Source organism: Paenibacillus sp. BJ-4, from assembly GCF_020404765.1.
Classification (GTDB): Bacteria; Bacillota; Bacilli; order Paenibacillales; family Paenibacillaceae; genus Paenibacillus.
This window is the reverse complement of sequence record NZ_JAIVEM010000088.1, coordinates 124,295-146,706: the sequence shown is the minus strand read 5'-3', so window position 1 is coordinate 146,706 and position 22,412 is coordinate 124,295. Positions and strand designations below refer to the sequence as shown.

The 22,412-nt window shown below is 44.0% G+C and carries 22 protein-coding genes and 2 pseudogenes; 15 read left to right on the top strand and 9 right to left on the bottom strand.

Annotation, left to right across the window (positions count from 1 at the left end; genetic code table 11):
• The first annotated feature begins 32 nt into the window (after window positions 1-32).
• The 5 genes and pseudogenes from LCF57_RS15460 to LCF57_RS15440 all read left to right on the top strand — a co-directional run bounded on the left by LCF57_RS15460 (window position 33) and on the right by LCF57_RS15440 (window position 4,401).
• Window positions 33-1,271: a PTS ascorbate transporter subunit IIC gene (locus LCF57_RS15460; protein WP_226001492.1), complete on the top strand. Its 1,239-nt coding sequence runs from the start codon at window positions 33-35 to the stop codon at window positions 1,269-1,271.
• Between the two features lie 54 nt (window positions 1,272-1,325).
• Entirely contained in the window at window positions 1,326-1,667 is a 342-nt protein-coding gene (locus tag LCF57_RS15455) for a cupin domain-containing protein (protein ID WP_226001491.1), read from the top strand.
• A gap of 196 nt (window positions 1,668-1,863) precedes the next feature.
• Window positions 1,864-2,550 (top strand): GNAT family N-acetyltransferase, encoded by a 687-nt coding sequence (locus tag LCF57_RS15450; RefSeq protein WP_226001490.1) that lies wholly within the window; start codon window positions 1,864-1,866, stop codon window positions 2,548-2,550.
• A gap of 12 nt (window positions 2,551-2,562) precedes the next feature.
• Window positions 2,563-2,733 (top strand): annotated as a pseudogene (locus tag LCF57_RS28220) (GNAT family N-acetyltransferase); the annotation flags it as partial.
• Between the two features lie 192 nt (window positions 2,734-2,925).
• Window positions 2,926-4,401: a protein adenylyltransferase SelO gene (locus tag LCF57_RS15440; RefSeq protein ID WP_226001489.1), complete on the top strand. Its 1,476-nt coding sequence runs from the start codon at window positions 2,926-2,928 to the stop codon at window positions 4,399-4,401.
• Window positions 4,402-4,509: 108 nt separating this feature from the next.
• On the opposite strand, the gene LCF57_RS15435 is transcribed toward LCF57_RS15440, so the two are convergent.
• From LCF57_RS15435 to LCF57_RS15410, 6 genes are all read right to left on the bottom strand, one after another.
• Window positions 4,510-4,926: a DUF4280 domain-containing protein gene (locus LCF57_RS15435; protein ID WP_152380566.1), complete on the bottom strand. Its 417-nt coding sequence runs from the start codon at window positions 4,924-4,926 to the stop codon at window positions 4,510-4,512.
• A gap of 5 nt (window positions 4,927-4,931) precedes the next feature.
• Window positions 4,932-5,462 carry a hypothetical protein gene (locus LCF57_RS15430; protein ID WP_226001488.1) on the bottom strand — a complete coding sequence of 177 codons (531 nt, stop codon included), beginning with the start codon at window positions 5,460-5,462 and terminating at the stop codon, window positions 4,932-4,934.
• 15 nt (window positions 5,463-5,477) lie between these two features.
• Window positions 5,478-6,743, bottom strand: coding sequence for a pentapeptide repeat-containing protein (locus LCF57_RS15425; RefSeq protein ID WP_226001487.1), 1,266 nt, complete (start codon window positions 6,741-6,743; stop codon window positions 5,478-5,480).
• A 12-nt stretch (window positions 6,744-6,755) separates the two neighbouring features.
• The gene (locus LCF57_RS15420) at window positions 6,756-8,171 is read right to left on the bottom strand and encodes a phage baseplate assembly protein V (protein ID WP_226001486.1); all 1,416 of its coding nucleotides are present in this window, start codon (window positions 8,169-8,171) and stop codon (window positions 6,756-6,758) included.
• Window positions 8,171-8,848 (bottom strand): hypothetical protein, encoded by a 678-nt coding sequence (locus LCF57_RS15415; RefSeq protein WP_226001485.1) that lies wholly within the window; start codon window positions 8,846-8,848, stop codon window positions 8,171-8,173. The genes LCF57_RS15420 and LCF57_RS15415 overlap by 1 nt, the downstream gene beginning before the upstream one ends.
• 96 nt (window positions 8,849-8,944) lie before the next feature.
• Window positions 8,945-9,817 (bottom strand): SDR family NAD(P)-dependent oxidoreductase, encoded by an 873-nt coding sequence (locus tag LCF57_RS15410; protein ID WP_226001484.1) that lies wholly within the window; start codon window positions 9,815-9,817, stop codon window positions 8,945-8,947.
• A gap of 185 nt (window positions 9,818-10,002) precedes the next feature.
• On the opposite strand from LCF57_RS15410, the gene LCF57_RS15405 reads away from it, so the two are divergent.
• Entirely contained in the window at window positions 10,003-10,470 is a 468-nt protein-coding gene (locus tag LCF57_RS15405; protein ID WP_226001483.1) for a MarR family winged helix-turn-helix transcriptional regulator, read from the top strand.
• Window positions 10,471-10,639: 169 nt separating this feature from the next.
• Here the strand turns inward: LCF57_RS15405 and LCF57_RS15400 are convergent.
• A pseudogene (locus LCF57_RS15400) lies at window positions 10,640-11,209 on the bottom strand (SDR family oxidoreductase); the annotation flags it as partial.
• 508 nt (window positions 11,210-11,717) lie between these two features.
• On the opposite strand from LCF57_RS15400, the gene LCF57_RS15395 reads away from it, so the two are divergent.
• On the top strand, window positions 11,718-13,100 hold the full coding sequence (locus LCF57_RS15395) for an amino acid permease (protein ID WP_226001482.1): 1,383 nt from the start codon (window positions 11,718-11,720) through the stop codon (window positions 13,098-13,100).
• Between the two features lie 118 nt (window positions 13,101-13,218).
• Here the strand turns inward: LCF57_RS15395 and LCF57_RS15390 are convergent, their stop codons facing one another.
• Window positions 13,219-13,425, bottom strand: coding sequence for a YczI family protein (locus tag LCF57_RS15390; protein WP_226001589.1), 207 nt, complete (start codon window positions 13,423-13,425; stop codon window positions 13,219-13,221).
• Between the two features lie 385 nt (window positions 13,426-13,810).
• Between LCF57_RS15390 and LCF57_RS15385 the strand changes: the two genes are divergently transcribed.
• The 4 genes from LCF57_RS15385 to LCF57_RS15370 all read left to right on the top strand — a co-directional run bounded on the left by LCF57_RS15385 (window position 13,811) and on the right by LCF57_RS15370 (window position 18,905).
• Entirely contained in the window at window positions 13,811-14,002 is a 192-nt protein-coding gene (locus LCF57_RS15385; RefSeq protein ID WP_226001481.1) for a hypothetical protein, read from the top strand.
• On the top strand, window positions 13,969-14,766 hold the full coding sequence (locus LCF57_RS15380) for a hypothetical protein (protein WP_226001480.1): 798 nt from the start codon (window positions 13,969-13,971) through the stop codon (window positions 14,764-14,766). The genes LCF57_RS15385 and LCF57_RS15380 overlap by 34 nt, the downstream gene beginning before the upstream one ends.
• 155 nt (window positions 14,767-14,921) lie before the next feature.
• A complete protein-coding gene (locus tag LCF57_RS15375) occupies window positions 14,922-15,620 on the top strand; it encodes a hypothetical protein (RefSeq protein ID WP_226001479.1) in 699 nt (232 codons plus the stop codon).
• A 417-nt stretch (window positions 15,621-16,037) separates the two neighbouring features.
• Window positions 16,038-18,905 carry an S-layer homology domain-containing protein gene (locus tag LCF57_RS15370; RefSeq protein WP_226001478.1) on the top strand — a complete coding sequence of 956 codons (2,868 nt, stop codon included), beginning with the start codon at window positions 16,038-16,040 and terminating at the stop codon, window positions 18,903-18,905.
• 139 nt (window positions 18,906-19,044) lie between these two features.
• Here the strand turns inward: LCF57_RS15370 and LCF57_RS15365 are convergent, their stop codons facing one another.
• A complete protein-coding gene (locus LCF57_RS15365) occupies window positions 19,045-19,719 on the bottom strand; it encodes an NAD(P)H-dependent oxidoreductase (protein ID WP_226001477.1) in 675 nt (224 codons plus the stop codon).
• 145 nt (window positions 19,720-19,864) lie between these two features.
• Here LCF57_RS15365 and LCF57_RS15360 point away from each other — a divergent pair, with 145 nt between their 5' ends.
• From LCF57_RS15360 to LCF57_RS15345, 4 genes are all read left to right on the top strand, one after another.
• On the top strand, window positions 19,865-20,257 hold the full coding sequence (locus tag LCF57_RS15360) for a winged helix-turn-helix transcriptional regulator (protein WP_226001476.1): 393 nt from the start codon (window positions 19,865-19,867) through the stop codon (window positions 20,255-20,257).
• A gap of 210 nt (window positions 20,258-20,467) precedes the next feature.
• Complete coding sequence (locus LCF57_RS15355; RefSeq protein ID WP_226001475.1) at window positions 20,468-21,463, top strand: ABC transporter substrate-binding protein; 996 nt, start codon at window positions 20,468-20,470, stop codon at window positions 21,461-21,463.
• A gap of 186 nt (window positions 21,464-21,649) precedes the next feature.
• Entirely contained in the window at window positions 21,650-22,027 is a 378-nt protein-coding gene (locus tag LCF57_RS15350) for a MarR family transcriptional regulator (RefSeq protein WP_226001474.1), read from the top strand.
• A 110-nt stretch (window positions 22,028-22,137) separates the two neighbouring features.
• Window positions 22,138-22,374: a nuclear transport factor 2 family protein gene (locus LCF57_RS15345; protein WP_226001473.1), complete on the top strand. Its 237-nt coding sequence runs from the start codon at window positions 22,138-22,140 to the stop codon at window positions 22,372-22,374.
• Window positions 22,375-22,412: the final 38 nt, after the last annotated feature.

The window sequence follows — 22,412 nt, the reverse complement described above, 5'->3', positions numbered from 1 at the left end:
GAAAGAAGACGGAGATAACTATGGAACTGTTTATGAGTATTATCAAGGAGCCATCCATCATTATTGCGATCGTGACGCTTCTCGGCCTCATTTTCCAGAGGAAGAAAGTACCCGAAATCATTACGGGAACGACCCTTTCTTTTATGGGCTTCACCATGATCAAAGTCGGCGGAGGGATATTAGGAGGGGTTCACACCAACTTCAGCCAAATTTTTTCTTTTGCTTTCGACCTAAAAGGTGTCGTACCAAGCAATGAAGCCATCATGTCACTGACTATTGATCAGATCGGTGCGGATGCTGCACTCATTCTACTCTTTTCCATGATCCTCAACATTGTGCTTGCACGTCTAACTAAGTTCAAATACATTTATCTTTCCCTACACTTGATTCTTTTCATGAGCTTTGCTGCAACAGCCGTTATGAAAGGCCTCGGTTTTAGTTCACTGATCACGATTATCGTCGGTTTTTTGGCAATCGGGAGCTACATGGCCATTTTCCCCTACCTGCTCCGGAACGCCAGCAAAAATATTATCAAGTCAGATGAATATACGATTGCCCATGATTCCATGACCTCATACATTATCGGAACCTATCTCGGGAAAATATTCGGCAACCGCGAACATGATACTGAAAATGTAAAAATAAACGACCGCATCAATTTTTTGCGGGATTCCAATGTGGCCACTACCTTGACGATGCTTGTACTTTTGTTGGTGTCCGGACTGATAGCTGGTCCCGCCTATGTCAGCAAATTGTCTGGAGGAAAGGAATATATCGTCTTCATCCTTGAACAGGCAGCTATTTTTGCAGCTGGTTTGTATATTGCAAAAGCAGGTGTTAAGCTATTCACAACAGAAATTGTACCCGCTTTCAAAGGGTTTTCCCAAGTGTTCGCTCCTGGAGCAATCCCTGGAGTGGATGTGCTGGTTCTTTTCGACAAGTCACCTAATTCCGCTTTGGTAGGCTTCTTGGTCAGCTTCTTCACGGGGGTGGCCTGCGTCTTCCTCTTCCCACTTATTGGATTGCCTGTTATTGTCCCAGGGATTATGGCCTGCTTCCTGGCTGGAGGTGCAGCAGCTATATTCGGCAATTCCAGCGGTGGCTTCAGAGGTGCCGTCATTTCCAGCTGTCTCAATGGATTCCTGCTCTGTCTGCTGCCTGCTCTTACCTTGCCGCTCTTTTCCTTTTTGGGAGTAGAAGGGGTGACATTCGCCGATCCTGACTTCACTTCCCTTTCTATTTTATTATGGGCTATATTCCGTTGGTTTTAACTAAATCGATTTATTAACATTCATTAAAACAAAATTTATTAGGAGGAATGATTCATGTTTTTTAAAGATGAACATATTCAATTAGATACGGTGGATGACAATACGACTCGGAAAGTGCTGGCACACAGCGATCAGATTATGTATACCAAAGTGATTTTTGCTAAAGCCCAAGAAGGGGAAATCCCGCTTCACAAGCATGTCCATGAACAGGTCACTTATGTATTGAAGGGCAGTTTTCAGTTCATGATTGATGACGGGAAAACAAAAGATGTACAAATCGTCAAAGAGGGCGACAGCATCCATTTTCCATCCGATGTTCTCCATGGCTGCATCCCACTGGAGGATGATGGCATGCTGCTGGATGCTTTTACACCAGCCCGTGAAGATTTTCTGTAAAAAAATTCAACTGCTATCGTAGCTCAATTTTGTGATGACATTGATTTGTTACAATATTAAGTTAAAATTGTTGTTATACGATATCAAGGAGGCGGTTCAATTGGTAACCATGAACAAACGGACAGTTTTTAGAAGGATAGCGCCTACTCGTCCTTAAACTGCGTGTTTCCTTCTTGACGAGGTAACTACAACCAACATGCAAAAGTATAAAATTACTAAAATGAATGACTTTTCAAGTCATCAAATGGCTCAAATTCGAATGTTAGAACAACAGTGTAAGGAATTTGACGGATCAAGCTTGAGAGTGGGCTTAGAAAGCCTTAAGGAAAACGGTGGAGATCAGGCCTTCCTGTGCCAAAGCGACAACCAATTCATTGGCTTTCTCAGTTGGTATACCTCGGATGGAATTGAAGCTAATATAAACGGTATAGTTCATCCAGACTATCGCCGCCAAGGTGTATTTGGCCGCTTAATGGAAAGTGCTGCAGCAGAGCTGCAAATACAGGGGATCCAAACTTGCCGCTTTAGGGTCCCATCCAATTCTAAGCCTGGTATCGATTGCATAAGGCATTTGGGCGGGAATTTTAGTACATCTGAATTCTCTATGAATTTAATTCGGTTTCATACTTCTACCTTACGTTACTCTGGCTTAATATTGCGGTTAGAGGAAGCTGAGGATTTTGAATTTATGGTTACATGTTCATCACAAGCCTTCGGTGATTCAGAATCCTGGACAAGGAATTATTTTGCACATACAAAAGAACCTGAACGCGTCACTTACATCGCTGTAGACGACTTGGTGCCGATTGGAATGGTCAGGGTTAATCATGTTCATACAGGTCTAGCCGTCATTCATGATTTCTGTGTACTTCCAGCCTACTAAGGTAAAGGATATGGCCGTGAAATTCTGGCTTGCGTAGTTAATCGCTTGCTCAACAAGCAATGTACTCAGATACGGCTGGGGGTAGTCACTCAAAATAGACGTGCTTTAAACCTCTACCAGTCGATAGGGTTTGAGGTTTCTGCCGAGTCTCATTATTACGTGACCACTCTTAATCAGATGTAGCGAGCGTCGAGGCGCTACCGAAGCTCTGGGACAGCGATATTTGAATAATCAAAAATGAAAAGGCAACCGGATGATTCGGCTGCCTTTTCTCGCTAAAGAGCAGAATAGTATGGTGCAAAGTGGATAATAAATGGGCAGAGGTAGAGACTATAAGGGGAGACCCGGGATACCACAACATAAGAAGGAGACATTATGACGGAGAAAAAAGAAATACAAGATACAGGGTGGAACTTTGACAATAGTTATTCTCGTCTGCCGGAATCATTATTTACAAGGCTCAACCCAACTCCTGTTCGTTCACCGAAGCTGATCATGCTTAATCATCCGTTGGCAGCATCACTGGGGTTGAACGGTGCAGCGTTACAACGGAATGATGGTGTAGAAGTGCTGGCTGGCAACCAGGCTCCCGAAGGTGCTGCGCCTCTTGCTCAAGCTTATGCAGGGCATCAATTTGGACATTTTAACATGTTAGGAGACGGTCGTGCTCTGCTGCTTGGCGAACAGATCACTCCCTTGGGGGAACGGGTTGATATTCAGCTCAAGGGCTCAGGCAGAACGCCATACTCCCGCCGTGGCGATGGCCGGGCGGCACTTGGGCCGATGCTTCGTGAATACATCATCAGCGAAGCGATGCATGGGCTAGGTATTGCTACCACCCGCAGCTTGGCCGTGGCTACAACAGGGGAGTCGATCATCCGGGAAACGGAGCAGCCCGGTGCCATTCTGACTCGTGTGGCTGCCAGTCATCTTCGTGTCGGCACCTTTCAATACGTAGCAGCATGGGACACTACCCAGAATCTCCGGACCCTGGCTGATTACACATTGGAAAGACATTATCCGGAAGTTGCCGCTGTGGACAACCGCTACCTTTCCCTGCTCCAGGGAGTGATCAAGCGCCAGGCCGAGCTAATTGCCCAATGGCAGCTGGTTGGTTTTATTCACGGGGTAATGAATACCGACAATATGACCCTTAGCGGAGAAACCATTGATTACGGTCCTTGTGCCTTCATGGATGTCTATGACCCTGAGACGGTATTCAGTTCCATTGACATTCAGGGCCGCTACGCTTATGCCAATCAGCCTCGTATTGCTGCATGGAATCTGGCAAGATTTGCTGAGACCCTGTTGCCGTTGCTGCATGAAAACACGGAGCAGGCCGTCAAATTGGCCGAGGATGCGATTGCAGATTTTACAGAGCTGTTCCACCGTCATTGGCTTGCCGGAATGAGAGCGAAGTTGGGAATCTTTAACGAAGAGCTGCAGGATGAATCACTCATTCAAGACCTGCTTGGCATGATGCAAAAGCATCGTGCGGATTACACTAATACGTTCCGTGCTCTAACTTTGGACGAGCTGGAGGATACGGTCCTGTTCGGCACTGCGGAATTTACCCAGTGGCAAGAGCAATGGCAGGCGAGACTGGGCAGACAGCAGGAATCACAAGCCTCCTCGCGTCAGCTGATGCGCAGCAGCAATCCTGCCATAATCCCGCGCAATCACCGGGTAGAAGAGGCACTGGAGGCTGCGGTGGAACGAGAGGACTATCAAGTGATGGAGCAGCTTCTGGAAGTTCTTTCGAACCCTTACGCTTATTCTGACGAACAGACTATTTACTCTACATTGCCTGAGGAATCCAACTGTTCATACCGAACCTTTTGCGGTACCTGATATGATGTCAGCCATTTGAGGATAATCTATTTCATGCGTTGGTGGAGAAGATAGCTATTCTCTCACCAGCGCATTTTGCTTTACCCTAAAAAACGGAGGTTGCAGCCATTAATCCAACTCCTGACCGTCATTCTCGATTTGAATATGCCCGCAATACAGACACTGATGAGTACAGTTCTGCGTAAGCGCGGGCTGGCCTTCGATTTTCATGTCACTTTTCCCGCTCAGCCAAGGCATCGTAAGTACAGGAATGCACGGGGCCTTTTTCACCCCATAAATATCGACCATCTGACTGGCTTGTACAGCAGGATTGAGTGGACTGGAGCAATTTCCAAAAGTTTTGATGTTAACCCCCGGCACGTAATCTCCAATATTCATCTGTGCTTTATTTTTGATATACACCCCGTGGCTAAAAGGGCGCTTCAATCGGGTAGGCTGTGTACCGTAGCTACAGCTTAAAATTGCACCTGCGACGACGTAGCTTTTTTTCGCGCCCGTTCCAGGCTGCACATTCGCTTCTCCCATCTGGATTATTCCTCCTTTGCTGCCATCTCTAATTTTTGCACTCGAACACCTGTAAATGGACGGCGCAGCAGACTTTCCGCCACGGCGAGATCGATATAGATATGAGCTTCCATTAAACCGGCAATCCGAAATATAGAGGGCTCGATTTTTTCGTGTCTAAGTACCAAATGCTTTAGAGTATGGTCGGGATACCACTCGGTTCTTGAGGAAAGACAATCTACCACAGGGGGACGCAGTACCCAGTACACATCCTGCCTGGCTTGCTGAAAATCAGTAAGTATAGCGGCCTTCCATTCCAGTTCCGGCATATGTTTTTCCAACAGTGCTTTCATCGAATCTGACACCAGGGGCAAAGGAAACTCCAGAAAATCCGGATATACGGTTCGTGAATCTGTATGTACAGCTAAAAACAGGGGAGTGTCCTCCGCCTGAGTTCTGCGATCCGAAAGGATATCCTCTACCTGCAACGGAGACAGGGAAGCAGGCTCCACCCGATGCTTGACACGTTCATCCACCATAAGTCGAAAATATCTCATTGCATCCGGCCTCCTTTACCCACCGTATCTGTCACCTGTAGCCTTAGGATGAGAAGGGGATGCAGGGGGCATTTCCTCAGCAGCGAGGCCAATAGCATCGTTAAGCTGTTCCTCCGTAAAGCTTACCCGGTTGACCTTCGCCCCAGTAAAATCAGCTCTTGCTAAACAAGCACCTGTAAACGAAGCGCCAGTGATATCGGCTCCCACAAAGCAGGCGTCTGTCAGATCCGCTCCGATAAATGAAGCTCCTTGCAGTGAGCTATCTTGGAAAACTGCCCCCTCAAGCTGAGCATGTTGAAAGCTGGCTCCCTGTAAGCTCGCTCTTGTAAAATCTACTCCATCCCATCCTAACGGCTCCCAATCCAGCCAAGCATCTGAACCACCATATCCACGATTCCCTGAAACGGCGTCCAGTACAGCCTCTTGCAGGGAGCAATCGCTAAAATCGGCTCCATGAAGCAGGCTGTACGAAAAGTCGGTTCCTTCCAGCTGAGCTTCTTGCCACACGGTTCCTGCGAGAATGCAGCTATGCAATCGACTATGTTTCATCCTGATTTGGCGAAAGGCTGTATAGCGAAAATCCAAGGAGCTGTAATCTCCACCGGATAGATCGACTTGGGTCAACGCTTGGTAGCTATAGGCCCATTCTTCTTTTTCCTCCAGCCAGGACTTTATGACGTTCGCATCCATTGGTCTGCGATCTTCCCGGTACACAGACACACTGTGATCCATATACTCTCCGACACGAATCTCGAATGCTTCTTCACGATCCAGCGTCTGAAACTCTGGTAAAGCAACGGCTTGCTTCATAGCCTGCCGTATGAGACTAACGATCATGGTATGAAGATATCCCGCTGCTTCCAGCATGATCTGTTCTAATTCAAGCTCGGCAAGAGGTACCTGCCGCTTCAACGCTTCTGTCAAAAGTTGTTCACGTAAATGAGTCCAATAGGAAAAGACCCAACCAGCATCGTACTCCAACGAAATGGGTTCAGCATCAAGCATCCATAAAGCATCCGTAGCCTCGACCAGATAAACAGGCTTTTGTTCAAGCCATGTGGTGCGCAGCATGGAATAGGTGATATAACCGAGGCTGCCTTTAAGACCTTCTAGCTGCTTTTGCCGAATGAACTGACAAAAGGTGCGAAAATGTTCCACTATAGGCTGTAGTCGTTGCCCTTGTGTGGCTCTACACTTCAATGCCCATTCTCGGCGAATGAGTGACCATGCCTGAAGAAGAATCGCTTGTTGCTGATCTAACACATTTGTTTGCTTTTCCATTTTTAATCATCCTTAATTCGACTTCACTTCGCTGCCCTTCATGTCCGCCGAACCGCTTAATTCAATATGACTGCCGTTGCAATCCATACGGAGCTGACTACCTGCGGACAGGCTCATCGTTTTACCTGCAGACAGGCTGAGATTGCCTCCTGCTGAAATATTCACTTGCTTGCTGCTCGTGATATGAATGCCTTCTTTATCGTCCAGCTTGATATAAATAGCGCCGTCCTTGCCTGTAACGACCAGTTCATCCGGCCCCAGCCGAATTTCCTTGCCGTGTGGGGTCCGCCATATTTTCATTTGCGGATTGGAAAAATGGTTATGTGTACTCCTGCGATCTGCGCGTCTTACCGCACTGCCTGCCACGCCGTCTTCTTCCCGACTGCCGGGGAAATAAAGGGAAACCGAGTCGCCCCTTTCAGGCATAACGTACCAGCCAGTGTGACCACCGCCACTGTACACGGTTGAATAGTTGAACCAATGCGCTTTGCTCGCATCCTGCTGTTCATCACAATCCAGATGGATACGTACCTGATCCTGACGGACGTCCAGTACAACACCGCTTAAAGAGGCACCTGCCAGCTTATCCTGGTAGTAGCTTTTTTGCCGAAATCCCTGGTAGGAACCCAGCACATATTGATGCCGTAGCAGTCCTTGACTCATTGCGGTATAGGCCTCCATCACATACAAGTTATGCCCCTGAAAATTTAACTGAGCGCCTAAGTCTAGCACCTCATCCGTTTCTACCTCATAAAAAATAAAATCATGCTCACTCAGCTTGGCCTGCTCATTCTCCTGAAAATAACGAAAAGGCAGCAACTGCTTACGCACCGTATAGCGGGTATGATCCAGCACCGCCTGCGCGGGGCTCTCTTCAATACCAAAATAAAACTTGGGACTGTCAAAACGGGCTACAGGCATCAGACTCGTGTGATAGCGTGAGGCTATGCGTCTCAAGAATGCCCAGTCTGTCTCCTGATACTGAATGGCAATCCGTCCGATGGCTTCTCCGCCAGTAGCTCCGTCAATGACATCTAGCCCTTCATAATCCTTACCTATGTGCTCCAGCATTTGAGGAATCGTCATCTTCGTATATTGAAAAGAACGGGTGCGCTGCTTAATGTCCATCCGGTAAGTATGGGAAATAGCTTCCACCTCCAGATAGTACACACCCCGCACGACTTTTACCTCGACTGAGAGGGCAATCCCGCTGAATAGCGGCTTGCTGGCGCCAGATTCATCTCGTTGGCTCACCTCAATCACAGTATTTTTTTCTGTAGCTTCCACATAGCTGTCCTGCAAGTCCTCAGGAATCACACCCGTAAAATAAAGTCGGGTATGCTCGTTCAATTTTTTCGTTAAGGTAAGCTGCTCCAGATCGATTTGGTCATAAGGGTGAATTTGAATTTGATCGTATCCCAGGCTCATTATGACATCATTCCTTTCTCATTTGCAGGATAGGGGGAGGGCGTAAGGATACAAAGAGATTGGCCCCAATATTCCGCTACAGGTAACCACGCTTCGAGTTCTGCTTCCAGACAGCTAAAGGAGCCTATTACAACTCGCCCCTTTTGGATGAAAAGCAGCAATTCGTTGTATAGATTACCGTCAATCCCCGCTGCTACAAAACGAATCCGTCCGATTGAAAGCCCGGAATGATTGATGATCATGTCCGTCCCTAAACAGTTGCGGATGGGTTGTACTGATCGTAAAACATCTGCCATTTGCTCCACGAATTCGGAAAGCTCGTCCACTTCTAAAAACGAATCCGTAGGATTAAAACTGATATTAATCGTACCCTCTGCTGAGGTATAAATATCCTTTGGACGATGCTCCGAAGGGTATTTAATTGCAGCTTGCTCCATCGGCATAGGAATAAAGGATTTGGGAATATAGAATCCGATTTCTCCATCTAGTATCGTTCTTAGCTCTAACGCGAGGTGTTCATTTTGAATATGAAAGAGCTTATTGTCTTCAGACATGAAACCATTCTGCTCTGATTCCTGAGTTTGAGCTGGAATGGATTTTAAATCATCGTTATTAGCTGTCGTCTGATCCATCATTTTAGCTTTAAGGCTAAGAATATGCTCGTCTAGATAGTTCACAGAAAGCCCCCTTTTAGGAAAAATGTACAGCCGTACTTAAAACCCAGCATATGTATTTATCGGTTAAAAGAGAGATTTAGTTTACAAAATGACCCATTACATCATCCCTTTTTGCTGTAATAATTCTTTAGTAGCACTCCATAGTTGGCGTTGCATGTTGATATCCCCGCCAGGATGTACCGGTACTATGGGCTTTCCAGTACCAACATTAAAATATCCACCTGTCACTTTTTGATATTGAGATTCTGTAGCTAAACGAATAATAATGTCCGCTCCTTTTCGCGGATCTCCGATATGCAAAGCTTTCAATATTTTTGCAAGTACCGAAGAAAATCCTAACTCACGGCCAAGGCCGGTAACGTTAAACCCTGGATTAAGTGCGTTAACAGCGACTCCTGTTCCATCCAACTGACGTGCAAGCTCTTCCGTAAACATAATATTAAGAAGTTTAGTCTTTCCGTAAATCCTAGATGAACCTCTTGCAGTAAAGGCGGATGTATCTGTTAAATCCTCTGGCAATTTAAGTTCACCATGGTTACGGGATGCTTCAGAAGCAACATTGACGATCCTTGCATTTTTTGAATCCATTAATGGCTGGAGTAAGGTGTGTGTTAACAGCCACGGGCCAAGATAGTTTACGGCTATCATTTCTGCATATCCCTCGCACGTTATTCGCTGTTCAAATCCATGTAATCCTGCATTGTTCACTAATACATCAATCTTTGGATAATTAGCTTTAATTTCATTTCCAATACGTTTGACATCTTTCATAAGAGACAGGTCTCCGAAAAAGAAGTTTACTTTCGCATTTGGTGCAAGGTCTTTTAGAATATTTTTAGTTATTTCAGCTCGTTGTTTATTTCTGGATGTTAATACCAGATGTGCCCCGCTTTTGGCTAATTCAATTGCTGTCAATTGTCCAAGACCGCTCGTAGCACCAGTAATTACAACAATCGGATATGTCGACATATAAATACCTCCTTAAAATTCTTATAATAATTACATTCATAAATCACATGTCTATGCTCTATACTGTATCTTTTCTACTTGACACCTATCAAAACTATAAATATGATTGACATATATCAATTATATGTTTTTTAATTGATATATGTCAATCATTTTAAACCAATCAATAATGAGGTGAAAGCCCAATGGAAAATAAAATTCATGATCAAAATTCTTCAAGAGTGCAATTAGAGCTGAATCTTGGTGAGCAGCTCAATGCACTTATAAGTGCATCACATGCACTTAATGTAAGAACTGCAGCACTTTTCGATCCAGCCTTACAACCTGCAGCTTTTCTGATTGTACGTTGTCTCCTTTCATATGGTCCGGCAAGCGCTACATTTTTGGCGGAATCCACCGCTATGGATCGAAGCTCTGTTACTCGGCTTGTCACTCAGCTTAAGCGCTTGAATTATGTGAAAAGTGAAACTCACCCTGAAGATCGCCGGGGAGTGTTGATTTCCCTGACAATGTTTGGGCGTGAAAAAGCTCTGGATGCTTTAAAAGAAAAAGAAAATGAATTTTATAAACGCATTTCAACATGGGAGGATTCCAAACTTGAAGCGTTTATTGGGATGCTTAAGTGTTTTAACGGGCAAGACTGCCAGGATTAATGAGATTCGATATAAGGGCGGACAATAGCCGGACCGTGAAATTCAAGCCTGTGAACGGGTTTAAAGCGTCGAATGAAGAATATAGGAGGCATTCAAAAGTGAAAGAAAAAAATGTTAGGGAAATATCTATTTTCTGAAGAAAAAGTAAAAGGGAAGATTGAAATGCTTTCAATTGACCGATTACCCAACGGCTGTCTGATGAGGCAAGAAAGGCAGCAATATCCGCAACATCCTCAGACTCTCCCCACCTTTTGAAGGTTGAAAGGCCGGCGGCAAATTTTTGCCCATTGGGATCTTTTAACGTCTCGTCATTCATCTCTGTATTAATGATACCAGGCTGGATGGCGTTCACCGTAATATTACGGCTCCCCAGTTGCTGAGCCAAGATGTGCGTAAGTGTGTCGATTGCACCCTTCGACATGCTGTAGGCGAAAACACTAGGGGAGGCCACACGTGTAACAAACGATGAGATATTGATAATGCGACCTCCATCTTTCAGACGCGGCAAAGCTTGCTGGGTAACAAAAAGCGGTGCTTTGATATTAATGTTCATGACTTCGTCAAAAGATTCCTCCGTTGTCTCCTCCAGGGTTACAATTTGGCCGATTCCAGCGTTATTGACGAGAATATCAAACCGATGATCTCCTGTACGTTCCCGAAGGGCTTCATCCAATGTCGCATAAAAATCATGAATACCGTTAAGGACATTTAAGTCAGCACCGATTGTAAATGCAGCACCTCATCTTAAATTACTCATACCTTCATCTCCTTGTTTGGAATTTATGCTTAGTTATATCACAAGGTGATGTTTGAAATATTGCTCTCTCATTCGGAATTCATGTTTATATGTACTCTTTAACAGGGCTTGATTTCGTGATATTTATCATTGAAAATTATGTACACTTCGATACATTTTCCTGATTTAATGCATTAAATTAAATTGACCAATGTTCAGAAAAAAAGAATCTCCTTCCTTTCCATATCATCCCTAAATATGTCTACTAATTAGCAGTTGTATTTAGGCGTTTTTTGTCATACAATTCACCTAATGCTACGGACTCGGTCTTAGAAACAATAAGGTTTGGACGGTAAGTAGGGCGTGGTCTCTTTGTTAATTTACGAATCGTGGAACTATTTTGTAGTCGTTCGAGCAGGACTGCGTCAGTTCAAAAAATTAATAATGTTTGGGGACAGTTTTCCGGATCATTAACGTTTGATGATAAACATTTACAAAGGGGAGCGTTCTATTGGAATCGAAACAATTAACGAGAGGGCTAAAGCCACGGCACGTTGAGCTGATTGCGCTTGGAGGAACAATTGGCGTTGGCCTGTTTATGGGATCGGCAAGTACGATAAAATGGGCGGGTCCCTCTGTGCTGCTGGCGTATCTCTTAGCTGGAATTATTATGTTTTTTATCATGCGGATCATGGGGGAAATGCTGATTCTCGAGCCGGTGACGGGCTCATTTGCTACTTTTGCTCATAAGTATATCAGCCCTTTGGCCGGGTTTTTGACCGCTTGGAGCTATTGGTTCTTATGGGTTACGGTTGGAATGGCGGAGGTAACTGCGATTGGGGTGTACGTGGGTTATTGGTTTCCGGACATTCCGCAATGGCTACCAGCCTTGGCAGGTGTAGTTATTATCGCGTTAGCCAATTTGGCGGCTGTAAAGTTTTATGGGGAATTTGAGTTTTGGTTTGCCATGATTAAGATCGTCGCCATTATCTTTATGCTGATTGTTGGCACGGGCCTGATCTTCTTCGGCTTTGGTAATGGTGGACAACCGATTGGTCTCTCCAATCTATTCTCCCATGGCGGTTTTTTTGCAGGCGGTTTAAAAGGCTTTCTATTCGCACTGTGCATTGTAACGGCGGCTTATCAAGGTATAGAGATGGTGGGCATTACGGCGGGTGAAGCCGAAAATCCGAAAATGACACTGCGAAAAGCCATTAAAAACATTATCTGGCGTATTCTGATTTTTTACGTGGGTGCGATTTTTGTCATTGTTACGATTTACCCTTGGAACCAGATTGGCGAGATCGGCAGTCCTTTTGTTCTGACCTTTGCCAAAGTAGGGATTGTAGCGGCTGCCGGCATCATTAACTTTGTTGTTCTTACAGCAGCGATGTCAGGTTGCAACAGTGGTATTTATAGTGCGGGAAGAATGTTGTATACATTGGCTAAAAATGGACAAGCTCCTAAGTTTTTTGGGAAAGTTTCCCAAAGCGGAGTGCCTAGAAATAGCATTATTACGACGATTTCCTTGCTGTTGATCGGAGTGCTTTTTAATTACTTATTACCTGATTCCAAACTGTTTCTGTACATTTACAGCGCCAGTGTTCTTCCAGGCATGGTACCGTGGTTTGCATTGGCAATCAGCCAATTTAAATTCAGGAAAAAGTGGAAAAGCGAAATGAAAGATCACACCTTTAAGTCTCGTTTTTTCCCAATCAGCAATTACATCACCATTATCTTTTTATTACTAGTGATCGTCGGGATGTGGTTTAATCCAGACACACGCTTGTCATTGATTGTAGGGGCATCATTTATGGCGCTCGTCATTGTTGGATATTTTGTCTTTGGTATAGGAAAGCGGCAGAGAATTGAAGATTTAGAGGGAAACGAATAGGTTCCTAAAAATGTCGTATTTGCCGAGCGCAATTCAGATAATCCTGAGTTCGCTCGGCTTTTCTTTTACAAGGGATGGGGCTATGGAAAGGTTGTTACTGAAGTGTAGAATTGTGTGGTTATCCTGTTCGCACTACAAGTGTAAATATAAATACAAAAAAAGTGAAAAGGGAAACTGAGAAGTTGATTATTGCCATACTCTTACGATTAGCCTTAAACTCTGAAATTCCAGAAAATAGAAACATAAACCCTAGAAAAAATTGTGAGATTTTGTATGAGTCCCTATAGGTGTCTGGATATGCGAGTGATAAAGATGATGAGATCATGACAACTGCAGCAAATATTAAAGTGAAGATTCGGTAGATATCCATTTTCTTGAACATAGATATGTTCACCCTTCCTTTATAATGCCTAGTGTATTATATATACTAAAGGTCAGACCGTGGGACTTCAAATGAACATAAACACAAGTAGGAAATTTGCCTATTTTCAGGGCGATAAACATGTCTTAAATGCTGGAAACAACGAATTACTATAGAAAACAACCAAACATAATCAGGAGTATGGTCCAGTATGCCCTCATTTTTATTTCTGATAAGATGAATTCCATAATATTGAAGATACAATTGGACTACGAAGATAAAAGATGAACCTGAGTCTATTGTAGGTATGGATAACAGAATGATACATAAGAAATGAGGAAGACATCGGATGAGGGCGAAGAAGTACATTATATGGATGACTGCTGTAATTAGTTTGACTGCCATGCTGGCAGCATGTGGTGACCCCAAGCAAAAAGTGAAGGAGAAGCTACGACCGGAGCGACTACTGCTACGTCTACAGCTGCCACAGCTACACAGACCCCTAAGGTGGATCTTGATGCTACGGGACAGACAAGTGTAGACGCCACGGCGAGCAGTACAACGGACAAAGCTGCAAAAGCCGAAACAAAAACCTACTCAGACGTGGCTAAAGAGGAAACAAAGCCCGAGCAGCAAGCAGGAGAAATGAGGCTAAATACGACGCAGGAACAGCTTCTTACCTTTGTGGATCGTTACGGACTGGTACGAATTTCGGATCATCCGATTCGGCGGGTTTCCGATCCAACTGGAAAGCATATAAACATTGCAAATTACAGTGACTCTGTCGTCAATTTATACACAGGAGAGCCGATTCACCTGAATACGGATGAATTTATTCATGAGGCCTATACTTATTTTACAAGGGGAGTTGCTCCCGGTGAGTCCTATAAGAAGTGGGAGGAAACCTCTAACACGGAAAGAGGGCTTGTCAAAATTCTCTATTTGTCGAAGGAAGGGTTGCTCATATTACAAGATGCGATGAAGACGCATAATTACTCTGATCCAACCGTCCAAAACGCGCTGGGGTTCTTTAAGGTTGCTTCGGAATTTGAGTCTATGATGCCTGTTGCACAGACAGCGACAGATATCAGTTTGTACGATATGTACGATCAACGCGTTAAGCCGGAGTGGAAGAAACTGAGCGACATTAAAAATCCCGCTACGAATGAAAAAGCCTTTGCTGCGGCCTATCAGAAAGCAAGAGATGAGACAAATAATCTTATGGGTTTGTTGAACATTATGGTATCTACACAAATGGAAAAACGACTCAGAGCAGCTACGGACCAGCAAAATACAGGGAAATAGCATCATTCAACTCAATTTAACCCTCTACTCATACGTTATCCAAGTATTCATGTTTGAATTTTATTTTCTTCTAATATTTAACTGTTAATATAAATGTTGAAAAGCTATAATGCTAATAATGATTTGAGTGTACTTGGAGAAAAGAGGTTGAGGATATGATGTTGAAAAAATGGCCATTAGTACTGATGATAGGTATTCTCATGGTGGCATCTGTGGGCTGGAACGTTGGAGTCTCTTATGCAGCTACAGAGTATACTTGGGATAAGTACAAGGGCACTGAAAGCAAGACATATAGATTGACTGCAGTACCTGGAAGAGTCGAATATATGGATCAGGAAAGGTTTTTTGCCGCTTTAAGCCAAACTCCAAATGTGTATGGAGATTTCACCGGCTATAAAACGGGAAAAACAACTGGAATTGTAATCAAAAGTATAACGGATGATGTGTACAAATTTACAGTTACTGATTTTATTCGTGATCAGGAGCCTGAGGTTGTAGAGTATGTAAATCCCAGAGGCGGGATTCCTCATAGATGGAATGGAACTAGTGATATTCAAATTTTTATGAGAGGGTCAGAAGCCACTTCTTTGTCCGAGCTGTTTTATGAGGGGACACCAAGTGAAGGACGCTTTCATTTTAATGCTGACGATATCTATTTAGTTACATTCTGGTCCAGTACCGTGAGACCTATCAGTGGGATGTCTGCTGAAGCGTTAATAGAGGAAGGACCTCACACGTTTACAAATCGGGAGCTTGTAGGTCAAGTAACCAGCGAAGATCCTGCAACTTATCCGCAAGATGGAATTTCAGAGGGTTATTATTATGTTTTTAAGGGTACCAGCAATACAGATTAATAGATGATCGAATCAAAATAAATATACTTCATACAAAAGAAGAGATAACATTTTGTGCGCCCTATGCCTGAGCGCAATACATCATGTTATCTCTTATTTTATTTGTATACGTAATTGAAGTAGCAGTCGAATAAGGTGATGATCAAATTAATTACCAATGAAAACCATTGTTAAGTTATAGGGAATTACGGCTTTAAAAGCATGCTGAGTGAGCGTGCGAGCAGTATTGCTAAAACTACTTTTTTTGTTGGCTTTATTCAATCCTAGGGCTGTTATACCGATATTCAAGTATATACAGTTTGGTGTTAATAGAAATGAAAATCCGTTTGAAAAAAAAGAAATAACTTTCAAAATCGAAACAGGAGTGCAAGGCAAAAGTGACTCAGTGCTATCGAGGAGGTGTAAGGATCTAAAGTAATGAAATGTGAAAAAAAGTTAATACGAATTAGGCATTACATGGCTGGTTTACTGGCTGTCTGGTTGTTCTGTATACATACTGTGCCTGTTTTTGCAGACAGGGCTTTTAACGATATTGAACATTCCTACGCAGCTGATGCAATTGAGGCTATGGCTGCTCAAGGTTATGTTACTGGTTATCAGGATGGTAGCTTTCGACCTATTCATTTTATTTCGCGGCAGGAATGGGCTAGCATATTCGCTAAATCCTTAAAAAGAACATCGAATGGCAAAGACGTTACTTCTTTTCGTGATGTGTCTCCCTGGGCTCTTCCTTATGTGCAGACCTTGCAGGCAGAGAACATTACCAAAGGAATTGGTGACCAGTTATTTGGTGCAAAGCACAATATGACTCGTCAGGATATGGCGGTTTGGTATGCCAGGTATTTCGGTGTTTCTGAAGATACCCGAGCTTCCGGTATATCCAGTTTTGTGGATCAGTCTGATATTTCAAACTATGCACAAACGAGCGTATGGCTGATGGAACGGTTGGAACTGATCGAGGGGGATACGAATCATTATTTCCATCCCAAAGCGTCTGTGAGACGGCAGGATGCTACATTGGTTGCTTATCGGATATGGCTGGGCGGTGATGGTCTGAGAGAACGGGCTAAGCGTTTGCTGGAGTCATTAGGAAATGGAGCTGCAACGACGAATCCGCCAGCCAGTCCACCGGAATCGAAGAAGATCGTGGTCGACCTGGCGCCGGAAATTAGTCACCAGCGTGCGAATCCGGAGATCGAAGAGCCCAAAAGCCATAGTCCAAGACCCGATCCACCGGTATCTCCGGTAACACCAACAGAACCGAAGCCGGAACCGCCAGTTATACGACCAGAGCCTAGTCCCAAGCCGCCCGTGACACCACCTGTGCTTCCACCAGATCATTCGACGGATTTTGTAGTGGATGAGGTAGTCATCAAGGCGCCAGAGTTGGTAAATCAACCGGAAACGTATCCTTCTTATCAGCTGTCCTTTGATCTCTACAAGGAAGGACACTTGGTGAGTATTCCCAATGCCAGCGTCACAAGTGTCACCTACACTTTTAGTGATGCATTAGGTGTGTTTGATGAATATGGGAAGATCGTACATCCCGAAAATATTCCTGCTGCTGACGGTTATATTCCGGTAGAGATAGAAGTCACAATTGCTAAACCCTATCATGTGCTTAAAGCACAGACCAAGCTGATTGTGAAAGGGAAGACTCCTCCAGTAGAGGACCCAAGTGTAATCAGGTCCGTATACTTGGCGACGTATACCATTTCACAGGCCACTACTTTAGACCCTGCAACCTGGAGCATGCCCTATGTATTTCAGAATGCAAAGGGAGAGGTCATAGCTCCAGGCCTGTTGCCGTCAGATTTGAAACTTCGAATAGAGGATCCCAAGGGGATATTTGACGAGGATGGACATATTGCGAATCTGCATCTGATTCCTGCAGTGAACTCTGTCATTCCATTCAAGATTGAGGTTGAGTCACCATCTCAGGGAATTCACTTCATATCCGATGCCGAGTTAACTGTAGTACCGGGAGAACGCAAAAAGCAATATTTTGCTATCTCAATGATGCTACAGGGAAAAGATGCGGGCAGTACGACCACAGTGGAGCAAATTGAGCAGGCACGTCAATTGCTGATGGATCACTTTGGCCCCAACCTAAAAGTGACCTGGGCTATGGAAAATAGATTTATTTTTGTGGAAACGAATCGCCCGCAGCTTAAAAAGGTTTTGGAATATGTGGATCAGTATGGTGATGAAGTGGGGATTTTGGATGGGTATCCGAATAACCTGTATGGGCTTCCTGAATGGGAAGCACGGATGAACGAGTGGTTGTATATGTATCGTTATAATGCACTCAATGAGCTGCACCAATCCGGTTCGTTGGGATCACCTTCGGTGTTTGAAAGCATGGATACAGACCAGTATCGGAAATATCTGCCTAAATCATTGACCGGCTTTACGGTAAATCCTGAGCAGGCCCAATGGCTTAAAGATCATTTTAAAATCACTTCAGCTATGGGTTGGTCGGCTACACAGTATAATGTTAACAACATGTATGGTGAGGGTTCACCTTTGATGCCTTACTGGTCCAATAAGGATAATCCGATTGTTCCCGCGCAGGGGATTACAGATAATAGCGGTATCGTATTTATGAACTCGATTACGATTGATCCGATTGGATCACGCTATACAAAAAATTCCTCACGCTGGACTCTCCATCCAGGTGACCCATATGTGACTGAAACGGATGCGGCACCACAACTGTATATAGCACAGCAATATTTAGATAACCCGTATCAACGTTTAAATACGGTAAACTACATGTCCATTATTTTGGACATCAACTGGCTTGCCAAAAACCATAACATGTCTCAAATATGGGATAGCTTTGTGAATCACTTCCCTGTTGACCGTGAGGTCGAGATTGTGGGAGTGGACGGGCTGAAACAGATTTATGAATCGTTAGCTGGATCGAATAACGATCATACGGAATTTACGCTCATGTTTAGAGGCTCCGGCATTAAGACGGTGATGGACTCCAATAATTCACCAGCCAATCTGCGCTACCTATGGACCGAAAACGCCTCACAGCGGATTATTTTATCCAAAGAGGATGGGGATGCGGCATGGTCCATTATTGATTTTACCGATTATACCCGAAATCCGATTCCAAAGATGCCCTACAACCTGGATAGGAACACGGATGTAAGCTATGTTACCGGAAGGAACTTCAAGCTAGATCCTACGGCCCCGTTAACAGCAGAGGAAATTCAGCGCGTAAAGGATCGTTTGAAGCAGATTTACTTCGCTGAAGAAGTGAACTATCAGTAAGCGTTTGGAATGATCGCTTTTAGGATTTGAGGTATATGTAAAAGAACCGAGAGCATATGGCTTTCGGTTCTTTTTTTGACTACTCGCTTATGAGATACTCAATAATCTTTCCATGGTCGGCCATATGAGGCTGATCTGGTTATACCCATTCAATAACTTGATCTACAGGTCGCCGGTTTTTTCCGCGTGGCTCATTCAGACGGTATCCAAAAGCCACCATGCAGGAAATACCGAAATGCTCGGCGTCCATGATGCCTTCTTTAGAGAGGATACGTTCGATCTCTTGTTTATTAAAGCCTTCGATTGGACAAGAGTCGATTCCGATTTGTGCTGCGGCTGTCATCATATTACCCAATGCGATGTAGGTTTGTCGGCAGGCCCACTCGAACATCGCTCTTTCATTTTCTTCCAGCTCAAAATCTGATTTCAGGAAGGCGTCATATACTTTCTCTTTGCCTTGCATAACTTCAGCAGGTAATTGCTGTACGTTTTCCATCATATCCTTGATGTAATCGGATGAGGCTACCATATCTTTAGGCAGTCTGGAGAGAATGAGTACAAAATGGCTTGCTGTTGGCAACTGTTTTTGGGCTCCCCAAGAGTAAGGCAGCAGCTTCTCGCGCATAGCTTGACTTTGGACGACAACGAACTTCCAGGGTTCAAAGCCAAATGAACTCGGGGATAAACGACCTGTTTCAAGAATAAAATCGAAGTCGGAATCGCTAATTTTTTTATGACGATCAAATTCCTTGGTTGCATGTCTGAACTCATATGCGGATAAGATTTGATGTTTAGTGGTTGTTAAGGTTTCCATTGTTTTTACACTCCTTATAGATATGGATTGGAATTGACGCTTACTGAGTTACATGCTTAATATTAGAATATGCATGATTGTTTTTGAAGTACGCACATTAATGTGCTGTAGTATACAAAATGATACCAAGGGGGGAGAATCACCTATGCGCAATCGGAAGGGCGGCTTTGGGGAATGTCCCGCTGGAAATGATCAGGCTTGTCCTGTAGAGTACACGCTGGACGTGATTGGGGGCAAGTGGAAAGGAGTTATTTTATATCATCTGATGTATGGAACAAAGCGGTTTAGTGATTTTCGGCGTATTTGCCCGGGAATTACACAGCGTATGCTGACACTCCAATTACGTGAGCTGGAAGAGGACGGTGTAGTTCATCGGGAGGTTTACCAACAGGTTCCGCCCAAAGTCGAATACTCCCTAACTGAATTTGGAAGAACGCTTATCCCGATTATTAACCTGATGAAGGACTGGGGAGAAGATTATAAAGCCAAGCAACGTCCAACAGACAGTCTCCTTCAACATCCGAGCCCCAATTTGTAGCGCGCTGAGACAGACCTCACCACAAAAGACTTGTCATACATTTGGCAGGTCTTTTCCCTTTTACCTACTGTGAAAACGGCTCTATTCCAGTTAGGCTATGTTATCAATTTTAGTTGACAGCAGGAAGGCAGCCTGATATATTTCTTACGATATTGATAATCATTATCATGATTGATATAAGGCTATTTCCATATTACATAGGGGGCTAATATGTTGAAGAAAAAATCATTTTTTATGCTGACTACTTTGATACTTATATTGTCTGTATTCATTAGCGCTTGCAGTGGAAGCAGTAATGGAAGTAATTCCGCTCCAGCTCCAGGGGATAAGAAAGAGCCAACTTTGGCTGAGACGAGAAGCTTTAAAACGGTAAAAGGGGATATTCAAATTCCCGTCAAACCGCAGCGCATTGTAACCGATTTTTACGGTGGGGAATTATTGTCCGTAGGAGCTAACGTGGTGGGTGTGGAACCGACTGCGTTTCAAAATCCTTTTCTGACGGATTTGCTGAAGAAAAAAGGGACCCAAGAAGTCGGCGACCCGACCAATTTGGAGAAGACGCTGGAACTCAAACCCGATCTGATCGTGGTTATGAAGGATACGAACTATGAGGCGTTGTCTAAAATCGCACCTACCCTGTATATTCCGTACGGAACGACGACTAATATATACGATACAGTCAAGCTGTTCGGTGACATCACCGGGGAGAAAGAGAAGGCAGAGCAATTTATCGCTGCATTTGACAAAAAAGCTGCTGAAGGCCGCGCACGTCTTAAAGGCGTTATTGACGAAAAGGCAACCTTCGGCCTGTATGAGCTGACGGACAAGAATGCACTTTGGATATTTGGAGATAATGCGGGTCGGGGTGGACAAGCTGTCTACAATGCGCTCAAGCTGAACATGCCGAAGAAGACAGCTAACTCCAAGGAACAAACTATACAGCTTTCGATGGAGGTACTGCCGCAATATGACGCAGATTATATGTTCCTGACGACCTATGATCCGGAGAAAAAGGGTGACGCGCTTAAGCAACTGAAGTCATCCGCTGTCTGGGGGAACCTGCCTGCGGTGAAGAATAATAGAGTATTCTTTAACGATTTTGATACGTATTATCGTTATGATCCGATCGCTATTACCGGACAGATTGATATGATCGTGGATATGCTGGTTGAAAGAGAAAAAGAGAATAAAGATAAAATTAAGTAAACGATCTACTTACATTCGTAAGCACTTCACTACATGGGCAGTATAGCCGTGAGTGGGGTGCTTTTTTTGTTGGATCAGGAATTTTGCCAAGATACGCTGGTTTCAGCATAAGGCACCATATCGACAATTATTTTGTTAACCAGTAAACTATTTTTACTAACCGGTTAACAAAAAGGGAGAGGTACTATGAAGCGTCCAAAACACGAACTTACCTTTGAGGCAGTTCAACATTTTCTATTGGCGAGAGAGAGAAGTACACAGAAGCGTCAAGCTTTGCTAGAGGCTCTAACAGAAGACGTGATGAGAGAAAAACGAAGATGGACGATTACCCAGCTTCATATACTTTCGCTGGTCAATAGCAATCAGTGCGGTATGAATAACGCATCATTGGCTGCTGAACTGCATGTTTCCAAACCGGCGGTCACCAAAGCCGTGAATATTCTAGTTGAACATCAATTATTATTGACGTCCAAAAAATCGGACAATCAGAAAGAATTATATTATGACGTAACGGATAAAGGTAGGCAGCTGGCGGCTGTACATGATCAGATGCATAACAATTAAAGGAACAATATGAACAATTATTTGATGCCTTTTCGGAAGATGAATTAGACGTAGTCATCCGGTTTCTTCATGCATGGTCCCAACTACTGTAAAGATATGGAGTGAGCACATTGAACAGAGCAGAGGTAAAAGTATTTCTAACCCAAATGTATAATGACGAGCTACAAACTGCAACTTTACGCTATACCGTAGATATTACAAAAAAAGATGGAAAACAGGGGCAGGTCGAGCTGATTGCCATTTTTGAATTTAAAGACGGCAAGATTCTACGCTGCAATGAATTGTCATGTCCTCTGAAAAGTGATGAAAGCTTTAAGGAAATTGCGAGCATCAATCAAAACGGGTGAGTATGTAGCCTGCAAAAGACCTTAATAAAGCAATAAAG